This is a genomic window from Marinifilum caeruleilacunae (genome assembly GCF_013141825.1).
Taxonomy (GTDB): Bacteria; Bacteroidota; Bacteroidia; order Bacteroidales; family Marinifilaceae; genus Marinifilum; species Marinifilum caeruleilacunae.
Window position 1 is genome coordinate 111,874 of the sequence record NZ_RZNH01000012.1, and the last position, 15,275, is coordinate 127,148.

Here is a 15,275-nt window from a genome sequence, read left to right on the forward strand (position 1 = left end):
TTGTAGTTTTTCCTCCATTTTCGGATATCTATTTTTGGTCAATTCTGACATATATAAGAAAGTCTTGATTTTATTGATTTTACGAATTTTTATTCCACGTAAAAAGTGGATATATCCGATTTTGGATGCAAAAAAAAATCTGGAAAATTCCAGATTTTTACTTTTCTATTTTGTGTTTTTTTATCCTCCGATCGAGCGATTGCCATGTAATATTTAGGAGGTCTGCTGCCTTTGATTTATTGTAGTTCGACTTTTCTAAAGCTTTAATAATACAATTCTTTTCAACCAGTTCCAGATCCAATATCTCCTCAGAAGGGTAATGATAATGATTCGACTCTTCCTCCCTTACCTGGCTCATTTGAAAATGAGATAAATTTAATTTGTTGGTATCGCAGATAATCACCGCTCGTTCTACCATATTTTTTAACTCTCTAACATTGCCAGGAAATTCATAAGCCAATAACTTTCGAACAACTGCTTCGTCTATCTCGTTGATATTCTTGGCCATAATACGGTTAAAATACTTCACGAAATAATCTAAAAGCAACGGAATGTCCTCCTTACGCTTTCTGAGTGGCTCTAAGTGAATTACAAAAGAGCTGATCCTGTGATACAAATCCAGCCTAAAGCCTTTCTCCTTGCTTTGATCAACCAAATTTTGGTTTGTAGCGGCAATGATTCTTGTATCAAAAGGAATTTCGATATTAGATCCTACTTTTCTAATTTTTCGATCTTCCAAAACACGCAAAAACTTGGTTTGCAGGTTCAGCTGCATGTCTCCAATTTCATCAAGGAATAATGTTCCTTTATTGGCAGCTTCGAACCAACCAGTTTTGGTATCGGAGGCTCCAGTAAAAGCACCTTTGGTGTGACCAAAAAATTCACTTTCGAATAAAGTTTCCGGAATAGCACTACAATTTACAGCATAAAAACAATTCTCTTTTCTGCTGCTCAGATAGTGAATTGCCCTTGCAACCAATTCTTTTCCTGTACCACTTTCTCCGGTAATTAATACTGATGTATTCTCAGTTTTAGCAACTTTACCAATTAAACTGATCAGGTTTTTCATATGACGACTCTCGCCTACAATTTCGTAGCCCATCGCCTCGTAAAATTCTTTGGATATAATAGAGTAATTTCTCTTTACCTCCTGCAAACTCTTGTTCAGGTTTACAAACTTTTTGGTCCGTTCAATGGAGTGTTCAACATCTCTAAGGCGAAAAGGTTTGGTGAAAAAATCCGAAGCGCCTAATCTCATCGAGTGAATCACCGAATCCATTTCACTATAACCACTAATCATGATTACTTCGATATCCGAATAATCCTTTTTAATCTTCTCCAACACCTCCAAACCATTCATTTCTGGCAGGTTTACATCGACAATTGCGATATGAATCTCGTTACGATCCATAATCTCAAAAGCCTGAGATGGAGTACTGGCTTTAAAAATCTGAAAATTTGGATCAATCAAAAACTCACTGAGCTCATCACGAACCAGCTGCTCATCATCCAAAATCAGAATTCGAAGATTACTTACAGATATCATAGTGGTTGTAAAGGTTAACTTTCCTTAAAATACTTCTTTTTTTTCGACTTTTTGTTCAAATGGGAATATTAATTTCATCTCGGTGAACTCATTTTTCTTACTTTTCACCTTAATTTCACCATTCATTTTTTGTATGATATTTTTACTCACATACAAGCTTAATCCTGAATTAACTCCATCTTTTTTGGTGGAGAAAAATGGTTCAAAGATGTAGTTCAAATTTTTGGAATCAATTCCTTCTCCAAAATCTTTTATCGATACCACTACATCTTTATCAACCAGCTTCGTTTTAATTTGAATACCATCTTCGTTAATTTCTTTCACATTTTCTTTTTTCAATTTTTCACCAATTGAATCGAAAGAATTGTTTAGAATATTCACTATGGCTTTCTGAAGTTTGTATTTATCTCCGCAAATAAAAAGCGAATCAGGATCAACCTTTAGTTTAATTTCTACATTGGAATTTTTGTATTGCTTCTTAATCAGGTTCACCGCATCTTGTACTACAAGATTCACATTTACCGAATCTTCGCAACTTTCGTGCTGAGCAGAATTAAAAATACCGATTTGCGATAAAAAGGCCTTGATTCGATCAATATCCTTAAACACCTGGGAACATTTATCTTCAATATAATCCTTCTCTACAATGCCTTTTGACAATCTCAACAAAATATTGTCGATCACCATTGATATGCCAGAAAGAGGTTGGTTAATTTCATTCACCACACTGCTTGCCATTTTGCCCAAAGTTTCCAATTCCGATTTCTGAGCCAGCAATTTTCTGTGGTATTCATTCACCAGAAGCTCTTGATCCATCCTATCTTGCAACTCCTCTGCATTTTTATCGAATTCTCTTTCATTCTCTTGCAAATCAGAAACAACTGCACGAAAAGCTCCATTGTTTGAATGATCCATTTTTGGCTGAGGCAACTCATTCATTAAAATACGAACACCTCCTCCATTACTATTTTGGTACGAAAAAGCGACCAGAATCACTTTTTTCACTTTCTGGTTTTTCGATTGTATACTCAAAACATCGAAGGCAAAATCTCTCTTTTGTTCCGAAAAATTGAATAAATCTTTCGCTTTCTCCTGGTGTAAATCAGGTATAAATTTCAAGATATTCTGATATGGAATCATCTTTAAATCTTCACATTCCAAAAGCTTGCAACCAAAATCATTGATAAAAACAATTTCATTGTCTTTATTCAATTCAATAAAAGCTCTGTCGTGATATTCATCCCTTTCGAAACCCAGGCTATGCTTAAAGGTTGTTTCCATCTCCATGTCTTCGGTAACATCCCAGGCCACACCAGTATAAGTATGCACATCCAGCTTTTCGTTATACTCAATGTTTAGCTCAACATGAATATGACGCAGTTTTTTCTCCCTTGTCAGGATTCTGTGCTTCAACTCTAACTTTTGATTCTTATTTGGAATTGTGTGAAACACCTTGTCAAAACCTGAAAGGTCGTCTGGATGAAGTTTTGCTTTCACATTTTCCAAAACATGATCAATTTCTTTTTCAGATATTTCGTAAATGCGATAAAATTCTGTCGACCCTCTGAATATTTTGGTGTAAGAATCCCATTCAAAACTGCCTACTCTTGCCAATTTCTGAATTTTACGAACCATCAATTCTTTCTTGATCAGCGAATCTTTAAGCAATTTTCGATCAGAAACATCTCTACCCACAATGTGGTAATTCATGTTATCAAATTCAATTTGCTTGAAAATCGACCATTCAAACCAACGCTGATCCGACAAATGATTTTTAATGGATTTTTCCATTATTATGGACTCTTTTTTTCCATTCATTTGTTTGATGGCAGTGATGATTTGATCGGAAAGCTCTTTGTTAATTTCTGCGAGGCTATTTACCGAAACCCCATCAAGCGTATAATCAAAGAAATCGGTAAATGCTTTATTGGCAAATTCAATTTTTAAGCTGCTGTCAACTTTTAAAATCATTTCGCTTTGCCCCTCGATAATGCTTCTGTAGTTGCTAGCAAGATTTTTTAGACGGTTCTCGAATAGTTCTTTATCTCTTAAGGCATTATTAAGCTTCTTGTTTTGCTCTTCTTTCTGTTTTCTGTTTTTAAAAAGATCCAGGAAAATATTTACTTTGTTTTTAAGAATGGTCGAGTTAAAAGGTTTCATAATGAAATCGGCACAACCGCACTCATAACCTCTCTGCTCGCTCTCTTTATCAAGATAAAAAGCTGTTAGGAAAATAATTGGAGTAGATTGGTTCTTTGTTCCGGAACGTATTTTTTCGGCCAAAGCAAATCCATCCATTTGTGGCATTTGAATATCCAGGATGATGAGAGCATATTCCTTCTCATCGATCTTCCGAATCGCATCCAAAGGCGATTGAATCAGCTCCAGTTTTGCGTCTAATTTACCCAATACTGCCTCAAGGAGATCCAGGTTCTCCAATCTATCATCCACCACCAATACTTCAGGAGTAAAATTAAATCCCATACACAATTGATTAATCTTAATTAAAACGCATTACAGAAAAAAAATACCCTTATGCGGGCAATCTTATTTTTAATCTTCCTGTTTGTTTAATCAAAATTAAAACGATTCCGTTTAAAAATCAATGCAATTGTGATTAACGCACCTTTATCCTCGCTGAGAAGTTACATTTACTTGGTCAACTATCCGAAAATGGTTATTAAATTTTCCAACTAAAGCTCTAGGTAAGAGCATGAAGAGCCTCATTCAATGTTAAATAATTGAATACAAACCCCTCTTTTTGCAGGCGTTCCGGTATTACCCTTTGTCCATTTAACAGAACAGTAGAAGCCTCACCAAGCAAATTGCGCAATATAAAAGATGGAACATGACAAAAAGCTGGGCGCTTAAGACTTTTCGCCAGTGATTTGGTAAAATCATAATTGCTCACTTCATCTGGCGCAACCAGGTTATAAATCCCTTTTGAATTTGCTTTGATTACAAAGGCATATGCCCTCGCTAAATCTTCAATATGAATGTAAGGGAAGGCTTGTTTTCCCGATCCCAAACGACCTCCCAAGCCCATTTTAAAAAGAGGTAAAGTTTTTTGAATTACGCCACCCTGTAGACTTAAAACTACACCCAAACGAAAAATCGCAGTTGCTACATTGAGCTCTTGCATTTGCATGGCAGATTCCTCCCACTCCATACAAATTTGTCCTAAAAAATCATCAGAATATGCCTTACTGTTTTCGGTATGTTGCTCATTGTTATTATAAATTCCAACAGCCGAGGTACAAATAAATTGTTTGGGTTTTTGTTGCATTAAATTCACCGCCTTACATAAATTCCTGGTGGTAACAACCCTGCTATCGCGAAGTATTTGTTTGTTTTTTGGGGTCCACCTCGAGAGAATCGATGCTCCCGAAAGGTGAATGATTACATCTGCTCCCAGAAGCTTATTCGCCAACAAACTTGCATCGCCATACAAAAGTTCTCTCGGAATTTTAATGATATCAGCATCGCATTCGTGCTTTAAGAAATCACATAAATGCGAACCAACCAAACCATTACTTCCTGACAATGCAATTTTCATACGATTATACAATAAATCCGGAATAATCTCCGGCTAAAAACTTTTTCAATTCAACACCAGTAATTCGTACCTTGATATTACCACCCATAATATAGGAAATATTACCGGTTTCTTCGGATACTGTAATTACATGAGAATCGGTTGCCTGGCTCATTCCTATTGCTGCGCGATGTCGTAAACCGAGACTACCCGGAATGTTGGTACTATCCGTAACGGGCAATATGCAACGAGCTGCCAAAATGCGATTGTTTGCAATAATTACGGCACCATCATGAAGAGGAGAATTCTTGAAGAATATCGACTCCAGCAAAGTTCCTGACACCCTCGAATTCACAATTTTTCCGGTATCGGCATAAGTCTGTAAGTCGGTATTTTTGGCAATCACAATAAGTGCACCTGTTTTCGATTTTGACATGTGCTCGCAGGCAGTTGCAATGGAATTGATTTCCTGTTCCTCAAATCCTACCTCATCGTTTGTAAACCAATTTTGGAGACTAAATTTTTGATTCACATTGTATCGTGAACCAAGAATTAGTAGGAACTTCCTGATTTCCTGTTGAAATACAATAATCAAAGCGATTACACCAACCCCAATAAATTGACCAAGGATACTACTTAGCAATTCCATATTCAAGGCTCGAACCAAAAGCCACATCAAATAGAATAAAAACAATCCAACAAAAATATTAATGGCAACTGTTCCTCTAATTAATAAATACACCTGGTACAAAAGCAAGGCTACTAAAAGTATATCCAGAATATCGAAAAGTCCGAGAGTGATAAAAGCAGTGATCATAGATTTAAATTCAGTCTTTTAACAAAATTACAATTTTATTAGAACTTTTATGATTGTGATTTGATCATATTATGAAGTTTAACACATTCAACAGCCTCCTTTACATCATGAACACGAAGAATGGAAGCTCCATTTTCTAGGCAGATCATATTGAGGGCTGTTGTACCGTTTAAACTGGTATCAGGTGTACCTCCAAGATATTTGTAGATCATCGACTTGCGTGACAATCCGGCCAAAATTGGCAGGTTTAAATTGGCAAATTCGTCTAATCGCGCAACAATTTCATAATTGTGATCCAAAGTTTTTCCAAAACCAAAACCTGGATCCAGAATAATGTCTTCTACTCCAAAATTTCTGAGCTGTTTTAGCCTTTCCTTAAAAAATGTTTTGATCTCGCCAATCAAATCCTGATATGTAGGATCATTTTGCATGGTTTGCGGTGTTCCCTTAATGTGCATCATGATATAAGGAACCTTTAATTCTCCAATGGTCTTGAACATTTCATCATCCATAGTACCTCCCGAAATATCATTGATCATACAGTCTCCATATTCTTGTACAATCTTCCTGGCAATGCTCGAACGAAAGGTATCAATTGACAAAATCGCTTCTGGAAATTCCTTCCTGATTGCTTTCACAGCAGGCGCCATTCTTTTTAATTCTTCATCAGCACTAACATTTTCGGCTCCTGGTCGAGTAGAAAAAGCTCCAATATCGATAATATCTGCGCCATCCGATAAAATTTTCTCTGCCCTGCTTACAATCGCCGACTCATTTGTATAGTTTCCTCCATCAAAAAAAGAATCTGGAGTGATATTTAGAATCCCCATTACCAAAGGAGTTTCAAAATTTATTGAATGATTACCACACTTAATCATAGGAATATCGCTGTTAAAACAATTAGTTTTTTAATTTTGCATAACCAATTTGATTGATCAAATACCCAAGCAAAAGTAAAATAAAATACCATGGCTTTGCCTTATTTAGTACTTTTACGGGAAAATTTCTAAAATAAACTATGAATAACACAGACCAACAGTACAACTCTATTATTGAAATCTGTACAGATATCTTCACAAAAAAAATGCATGATTATGGAACTGCCTGGAGAATTCTTCGCCCTAGTTCCTTAACCGATCAGATTTACATTAAAGCACAGCGTATCCGAAGCATCGAAACGAAAGGCACAAGCAAAATCGAAGATGATATCCGTTCAGAATTTATTGGTATTGTGAATTACGCAATCATGGGAATCATTCAGTTGGAATTGGGACCATCGGATGAAGAGATGGATAGAGAAGCAACATTGGAGCTGTATACCAAATATTTTAATGAGGCCAAGGAGTTAATGGAAGCCAAAAACCACGATTACGACGAAGCCTGGAGAAGTATGAGAGTAAGCTCTTTTACCGATCTGATTTTGATGAAAATCAACAGAACCAAACAAATTGAAGACAACCAGGGCAAAACCTTAATCTCGGAAGGAATTGATGCCAATTACTTTGACATGATTAACTATGCTGTTTTTGGCCTGATTAAAATTGAATTTGAAAACGCACAATAAACTCCAAAACAAATGAGTATAGTTCGATTTTTCAGCCGTATAATTGTTGGTTCAATTTTCATTTTTAGCGGTTTTGTAAAAGCGGTAGACCCAATGGGATCTACCTATAAATTTTCGGATTATTTCACAGCATTCGGTATGGATGCATTAACCGGCCTTGCATTCCCTTTGGCCATTCTCTTATCAACATTAGAGTTTACTGTAGGGGTAGCCTTGGTTTTTAATGCACAAAAGAAACTATCGGCTTGGGGCGCCCTGCTGTTTATGCTCTTGTTTACACCACTCACTTTGGTTTTGGCAATTACCAATAAGGTGACCGATTGTGGATGTTTTGGCGATGTACTAACCCTAAGCAACTGGGAAACCTTCTGGAAAAACCTGTTTATTTTAGTGCCTACCCTGCTCATTTTCTTTGGCAGAAAACTAAAAGAGAAAACATACCCTTTGTGGGAGCAGAATTTACTAGTTGCTTTCGCGATTGTTTTTTCAATTGTTACATCGGTTTATTCATACAAACATTTGCCGATTATCGATTTTAGACCTTATCATATTGGGGCCAATATCAGTGAAGGAATGATGATTCCTGATGGTGCACCAGCAGATGAATACAAAAGTATTCTGAAATATGAAAAGGATGGTGTGGTCAAAGAATTTGACGAAACAAACTACCCTTGGCAAGACAGCACATGGACATTTGTTGACTCGGAACAGATCAAAATAAAGGAAGGTTATACGCCACCGATTCACGATTTCTCGATTTCGAATGAAATGGATGGAGACATCACCGACCAGGTTTTAAACGATGAAAACTATACATTCATTCTAATCACAAAAGAGATAGACAAGCTGAATGAAGAGAGTCTTCCAAAAATTCTTGATCTATCGATGTATGCCCTTGAAAAGGGATATTCGTTTATTGCCTTAACTGCTTCCGGGCTGCAAGAATGTGAAGCTTTTAAAGCTGATCATGAATTGCCAATTGAGTTTTACAATACGGATGAAATTCAGTTGAAAACCATCGTTCGTTCGAATCCTGGATTAATCCTGATTCAAAATGGAACCATCCTCAACAAGTGGCATTTTAACGATTTCCCTGCTGTTAAAGAACTTAATGGCGATTTGGCAGCCTATTCAATTACGAAACATCAAAAATTAAATATCAAACTAGTATTTATTAGTATTACTTCAACTTTGCTCTTGTTAATCTGCTTATTCCTAGTAGTTAGCAGAAGTTCCAGGGCAAGAAAATGATTACAATTATGAGAAGAAAAATTGTTGCAGGAAACTGGAAAATGAACAATACTCTTGAAGAGGGTATTGAGTTGGCTGGACAAATCAATGATCTTGTTGAAAACACTGAGATCAATGATGTAGATGTTGTTATCGGTACTCCTTTCATTCACCTTACAGAAGTGAATAAAGTAGTTGGTGAAAAAATTGGGGTTGCTGCACAAAACTGTGCTGATGAAAAAAGCGGTGCTTACACTGGCGAAATCTCAGCTTCAATGATCAAATCAACAGGTAGCAAATATGTAATCCTTGGTCACTCTGAAAGAAGAACATATTACGGTGAAACAAACGAAATTTTGGTAAAAAAAGTAAACCTGACTCTTGAAAATGGCCTAGCTCCTATTTTCTGTATTGGTGAGGTTTTGGAAGAACGTGAAGCTGAAAAGCACTTCGACGTAGTAAAAAGCCAAATTGCAGAAGGATTGTTCCACTTATCAGCAGAAGAATTTGGAAAAGTGGTATTGGCATACGAGCCAGTTTGGGCAATTGGAACAGGTGTTACTGCTTCTTCTGATCAGGCTCAGGAAATGCACGCTTTTATCCGTAAAACTTTGGTTGAGCAATACGGTGAAGAAGTTGCAAACAACACTTCAATTCTTTACGGTGGTAGCTGTAAGCCTTCTAACGCAAAAGAATTATTCGAAAACGCTGATGTAGATGGTGGTTTAATTGGTGGTGCTTCACTTAAAGCTGAAGACTTCATGGGAATCATTACTGCATTCTAAGAATAGAATTTGATAAAATAAAAGGCCGATACACTCCGTGTCGGCTTTTGTTTTTTCTATGCTTTAAGTTACCTTGCAACAACAAATAAAACTAACAATACAAATGGACTATATAGAACTAAAATGCCAGATAACTCCTTTCGATGAAGATATAGCTGACATTCTAATTGCTGAGCTTGGAGAGATTGATTTTGAAAGCTTTACTCAAACCGACGATACGGTTGAAGCCTTTATTCAAGCCCCGCTTTTCGATATGCAAAGAGTGGAAGAGTTAACGGTAAACCTTTTGCCAAACCACAACATCTCATATACACATCAAACCATCGAGTCGCAAGATTGGAATGCAGTTTGGGAATCGAATTTTCAACCTGTTATTATCTCCGATCAGGTGGTAATTCGCGCTTCATTTCATACCGATACACCAAAAGTTCCTTACGACATTGTGATCGATCCAAAAATGTCATTCGGAACAGGCCACCACTCTACCACCTCTTTAATGGTTCAAACCATCCTGGAAACAGAAATTGAGGGCAAAAGAGTGCTGGACATGGGCTGCGGAACAAGCCTGCTTGCCATTCTGGCTTCGAAAAGAAATGCTGTACGAGTAGATGCTATTGACATTGATGAATGGCCATACAAAAATTCTCTTGAGAATATCAAGAACAACAAGGCCAAAAATATATCGGTATTCCTGGGAGATGCAGCCTTATTAAAGGGTAAAACCTACGATGTTGTTTTGGCCAATATCAACAGAAACATCCTGGTAAACGATATGAAACACTACGTTGCCTGTTTGCCAGAAAACGGACAACTAATTATGAGTGGCTTCTATACCGAAGACTTGCCTCACATCCAAAAAGAGGCAGAAGAAAATGGTCTACAATACATTAGCCACAAAGTGGATAACAATTGGGTGGCCGTAAAATACCTTAAAGCATAATTTTAAAAGATATCAGGAAAAAGTGTAAGCAATTTGACTTTTTCCTTTCTTTTTCTTTTGCCTGGAAAGTTTGATCCAGGCAAGGGTATTCATTGCACTTTCTGTGGGCTACTTTATCTTTTTTCCCTAATTCTTGTTAAATTGCCTAATCACTATATCAGTTCAGGCAAAAACAACATTTATGACTTCAGCTGTACGCTCTCTTTTCGTTTTAACGATACTATTTTGCTCTATAAATCTTTGGGGGCAATCAATCAAATCATTTCCTCGCGATTCTATTCTATTTCAGGAAGATTTTCTGAAGTTTATGGATCATCCCAGCAAAAAGAAAGAGAGCAAAGAGTTTGCCGAGCAGTTTCCACAATTCTGGTTCTCGTCTCATATTACTGCTGAAGAACGAAAAAAGATTTATGAAGTAAGCGATATTCTTCTGCAAAAAAGAGCGCGTTCGTTTCCCGATTTTTACAACTACTTTAGAACATTAATGCTCTTTCAGCAGCAAAACAGAAGCCAGGAAAACTTGAAAAACTGGCATTCAGGTTTCTTGCAACTGGTAAGCAACAAAAAAACAAAGCTAAGCAAGAGCAAAGATTTTTTAATTCAAACCCAACACCTTTTACAGGATAGCATCATCAACAAATCATATGCTGTTGAATGGAGAGCTGTAAATGCCAAATTCAAATATATTTTTAACGATGATTTGCACATTCAATTCGAGCAGCTCGATTTACAATGTATTGCTCAAAGAGATACCTCAAAAATTTACAAAACCAGTGGAATTTACCATCCCTTCGAAAAAATTTGGAAAGGCAAGTCTGGAAAAATAAGCTGGGAACGTGCCGGAAAAGACATCAGTAAAGAATATGCAATTTTTGATGCCTACCAGGTCAATACTTCCAAATCGACCTTTTCAATCGATACTGTCGAGTATTTTAATCCAAATCTTTCGGCAGGATCCATTTATGGAAACCTGATTGAGAAAACCACAAAGGCCAAAAATCCAAAACAAGCGCTTTATCCTCGATTCGTATCCTTCGATCACGAGATTAAAATCGACCAAATTTACGAACATGTAAACTACAAAGGTGGTGTTGCCATTCATGGAGCAAAATTTATTGGCAAAGGAAGTCCTGAGCATCCATCCGAAATAGAAATTTCAAGAAACGACACTTTATTTTTAATTGCCAAATCGGAACACTTTGCATTTCGCAATAATCAAATCGCTGCTAAGGATACCAAAATCGATATTTTAATTGATACATGCAGGATTCATCATCCTGGCCTATTGTTTAAATACTTTCCCAAAAAGAAGGAATTAAACCTTTTTCGCGATGGCGAAGGCATTTCGCAGAGTCCATATTTCGACAATTATCACAATATGATTATGGATTTTGGTATGCTCGTATGGCGCCTGGATGAAAATATGATGCACTTTACCAGCATGAAAGGTGCGACCAAACGCCAGGCTCATTTTGAGTCGACGAACTACTTTAGAATGAACCGATTCATGCGAATACAGGGAATGGATGCACAGAATCCTTTGGTGCTACTCCGTAAGTTTGCCGATTACATGTATGTTGAAACATTCTCAGCACAAGAATATGCCGATTACATTAAAAAGCCAATAAACCAGGTTCGACAGCAATTGTTTGCCCTCTCGTTCCAAGGATTTGTAACCTACAATATGAATACCGATGAAGTAACGCTTCAAAAACGTTTGAACGATTACATTTTAAGTGGAATGGGCCGACAGGATTACGATGTGATACAATTTACCACACAAACAGACGACAAAGAGTCTGATGCCATTTATTTTATTGGCAGCTCGCAGCTTCAGATTAATGGAGTTCGGGAAATTTCGGTGAGTGACTCTCAGAACGTGGTGATTTATCCTAAGTACCAGAAAATTGTATTGAAGAAAAACCGCGATTTCGAGTTCGATGGAAAAATTATGGCTGGATTAATTGATCTGCATGGTAAAGGCTTCGATTTTTCTTACGATAACTTTAAGGTCGATCTAAAATCCATCGATTCCCTGCAGATGAATGTGGTGGTAGATTCCCTCAGCAATTTTGGAAAAAGATATACCAACCAATTGGGAAGTGTAATTGAACAAATATCAGGAGATCTGCTAATTGATGACCCAAATAATAAATCGGGGAATAAAAATTTTGCTGATTACCCCATTTTCAACAGTGTAGATTCCAGCTACGTTTTCTACGATAAGCCTCACATTCAGAACGGTGTTTACAAACGTGAAGAATTCTTTTTCAAGGTAGATCCATACACAATCACAAATATCAATAATTTTGACCGTTCGGATATTGAACTGGCAGGCACCTTTGTATCGGATAGCATTTTCCCAACCTTTAGAGAGCCTTTAACCATTCGCGAAGACAATTCGCTTGGTTTCGAACACCTTACACCTCAAGATGGATTTCCGGCCTACAAGAAAGGTGTATTTACCGATACGGTTTACCTTTCGAATCAAGGACTAAGAGGTAGTGGTGTCTTAAACTACCTGGTATCTGAAACCAAATCTTCCGATTTTATTTTCAGGCCAGAAGAGATGGTAAGCAATGCCGAAAGTTTTGAGCTGAAGGAGCACGACACTAAAATGAACAATCCGGAAGTGAATGGAAAACAAATCTACGTTCAGTGGTTTCCGTACAAAGATGAGATGTATGTAAAAAGTAGTGCTTTACCGCTTGACATGTACAAGAAACTGGCCACATTGGCCGGAACGCTTAAAATTACGCCTGACGGAATTACCGGTTCTGGAAATATGGAGTTGGTAAACGCCGAAATAAAATCGGATTATTTTACCTACAACCGAAAAAATATTTTAGCCGATTCGGCCAGCTTTAAAATTCTAAATGCCGACTCAACTGGTTATTCTTTTGTTACCGAATCGGTAAACGCAGATATCGATTTTGTAAGTAGAACAGGAGCTTTTGAAAATACCAAGAAAGATAAAAAAAGTATCTTCCCCGATAATCGATACATGAGTTATATCAATAGCTTTAAGTGGTTTATGGACGATCAGATTATTGATTTTGGAAAAAAAGATGAAAGTACTTTGGCTGCATTGTGGGAGCAAGATAAAATTCAGGATCTGGATGAAAGTGCCCTGAACCAATTTGTTTCCATCGATCCAAAACAAGACTCATTAAGTTTTATTACCCCTTTGGCACGTTACGATGCTGTTGACAACACCATATCAGCGAAATTTGTTAAAAGTTTGCAGATAGCCGATGCAAAGCTATATCCCGATAGCGGAAATGTGAGCATTGCCAAAGGTGGTAGAATGGAAACATTCAGGAATGCGAATATTTTAGCAGATACAATTAACAAATTCCATAAAATATACGATGCCACCATTAATGTGCATGGTAAAAATTCGTATTCAGGATCGGGAAGCTATACCTATCTAACTGCCGATGACAAAGAACAACTGATTACATTTGATGTAATTGATGTAGATTCTACAGGCCAGACCATTGCGATGGGAAATATCCCGGAAGAGAAATCGTTTACTCTAAGCCCTGATTTTGACTACAAAGGAAAGGTAAAACTGGAGGCCAGGGATTCTGCCCTCTACTTCGATGGACAGGCACACATTCATAACAAATGTGGACAAATTAAAGACAACTGGTTGGATTTTAAAGCAAAAATTGATCCTCACAATGTTCAAATTCCGGTAGAACTGCATGCAATAGACGATGACAGGTTAAAGCTGTACAATTCTTTTTTTCTGACCAACGATTCGATTCACATCTACTCCTCCTTCCTTTCAAGAAGGATATTCTATACCGATAATGTATTGCTTGAGGCTAAAGGATATTTAACCTACAACGAAAACCTACAGGCTTATCAGATTGCAGAAAAAAATAAGTTGGCAAATTCGGATGCCCAGGGAAGCATGATTTCATTTTACCAGAACAATTGCAATATCAAAGGAGAAGGAAAAGTGAATTTAGGAGCAGAATTGGGGCAGATTCAACAAGTGGCTTCGGGAAATATTGAACACGATTTAACGAGCGATATTGTTACGTTGGATCTGATTTATGGTATCGATTTCTTCTTTAACGATCAGGCATTGAAAATTATGGAAAACGATTTTGCCAGTGCCAGCTTACCGGCCAACAAACTAAACAGCAAGGTGTATACAAAGAAAATTGCCGAACTAATGGGCAAAACAAGAGCCGAAAAAGCCATGTTAGTGCGCGATGTAAATGGCCTTTTTAAAGAACTCCCAAAAGAGTTAAAACATACCATCTATTTCAATAATCTTGATTTTATTTGGGACAAAGAGGCAAAAGCTTACCAATCGATTGGCGATATTGGAATTGGCAACATTAACGGAAAACAGATCAATAAAAGCGTAAGAGGAAAAGTAGAGCTCGATAAAAAAAGAAGTGGGAATAAATTAAGCATCTACCTTGAACTGGATAAATCGACCTGGTACTTTTTCGAATACCACCATGGTGTGATGTTTGTTCGTTCATCGAATAGCGAATTCAACACCATAATTACCGAAACCAAGGAAGACAAGCGCAAGTTCAAAGATCCGCTGAAGAAAAATCCGTATTCCTATATCATTACGCAGCGTTCAAAAAAGACCAAATTCTTGAAACGAATGAATTTTAAATAGCATAAGCCCAAAGGTAAACGAAGATTTCACCTGGAAACATAAAAAAGCCATACCTCAATGAACTGCACCCCAAAAGTTGGACACAACATTTGGGGTGTTTTTATGACTAAAAAAAAGAGAAACAAATTTAGTATTGAGGATAGAGAACAAGCAGTTCTAAAAATACAGAACGAAGGAAGATCTTGCCTATCTGTTGCACGAGAA

10 protein-coding genes are annotated in these 15,275 nt (G+C 37.0%); 5 read left to right on the forward strand and 5 right to left on the reverse strand.

Annotated features, from left to right (window positions below; genetic code table 11):
• Window positions 1-157 precede the first annotated feature (157 nt).
• The 5 genes from ELS83_RS09395 to folP all read right to left on the reverse strand — a co-directional run bounded on the left by ELS83_RS09395 (window position 158) and on the right by folP (window position 6,776).
• Window positions 158-1,546: a sigma-54-dependent transcriptional regulator gene (locus ELS83_RS09395; protein ID WP_171595300.1), complete on the reverse strand. Its 1,389-nt coding sequence runs from the start codon at window positions 1,544-1,546 to the stop codon at window positions 158-160.
• A 24-nt stretch (window positions 1,547-1,570) separates the two neighbouring features.
• Window positions 1,571-4,030, reverse strand: a complete 2,460-nt coding sequence (locus tag ELS83_RS09400) for a response regulator (protein ID WP_171595301.1) — start codon at window positions 4,028-4,030, stop codon at window positions 1,571-1,573.
• 217 nt (window positions 4,031-4,247) lie between these two features.
• Entirely contained in the window at window positions 4,248-5,102 is an 855-nt protein-coding gene (locus ELS83_RS09405) for a TIGR01777 family oxidoreductase (RefSeq protein ID WP_171595302.1), read from the reverse strand.
• Between the two features lie 4 nt (window positions 5,103-5,106).
• Window positions 5,107-5,898, reverse strand: coding sequence for a diadenylate cyclase CdaA (gene cdaA / locus ELS83_RS09410; RefSeq protein ID WP_171595303.1), 792 nt, complete (start codon window positions 5,896-5,898; stop codon window positions 5,107-5,109).
• Between the two features lie 47 nt (window positions 5,899-5,945).
• Entirely contained in the window at window positions 5,946-6,776 is an 831-nt protein-coding gene (gene folP / locus ELS83_RS09415; protein ID WP_171595304.1) for a dihydropteroate synthase, read from the reverse strand.
• Between the two features lie 140 nt (window positions 6,777-6,916).
• Here folP and ELS83_RS09420 point away from each other — a divergent pair, with 140 nt between their 5' ends.
• From ELS83_RS09420 to ELS83_RS09440, 5 genes are all read left to right on the forward strand, one after another.
• Window positions 6,917-7,462 (forward strand): DUF1599 domain-containing protein, encoded by a 546-nt coding sequence (locus ELS83_RS09420; RefSeq protein ID WP_171595305.1) that lies wholly within the window; start codon window positions 6,917-6,919, stop codon window positions 7,460-7,462.
• A 12-nt stretch (window positions 7,463-7,474) separates the two neighbouring features.
• The gene (locus ELS83_RS09425) at window positions 7,475-8,713 is read left to right on the forward strand and encodes a BT_3928 family protein (RefSeq protein WP_171595306.1); all 1,239 of its coding nucleotides are present in this window, start codon (window positions 7,475-7,477) and stop codon (window positions 8,711-8,713) included.
• 8 nt (window positions 8,714-8,721) lie between these two features.
• Window positions 8,722-9,477: a triose-phosphate isomerase gene (gene tpiA, locus ELS83_RS09430; RefSeq protein WP_171595307.1), complete on the forward strand. Its 756-nt coding sequence runs from the start codon at window positions 8,722-8,724 to the stop codon at window positions 9,475-9,477.
• 103 nt (window positions 9,478-9,580) lie between these two features.
• Complete coding sequence (gene prmA, locus ELS83_RS09435) at window positions 9,581-10,417, forward strand: 50S ribosomal protein L11 methyltransferase (protein ID WP_171595308.1); 837 nt, start codon at window positions 9,581-9,583, stop codon at window positions 10,415-10,417.
• Window positions 10,418-10,598: 181 nt separating this feature from the next.
• Window positions 10,599-15,071, forward strand: a complete 4,473-nt coding sequence (locus ELS83_RS09440; RefSeq protein ID WP_171595309.1) for a hypothetical protein — start codon at window positions 10,599-10,601, stop codon at window positions 15,069-15,071.
• Window positions 15,072-15,275 lie beyond the last annotated feature (204 nt).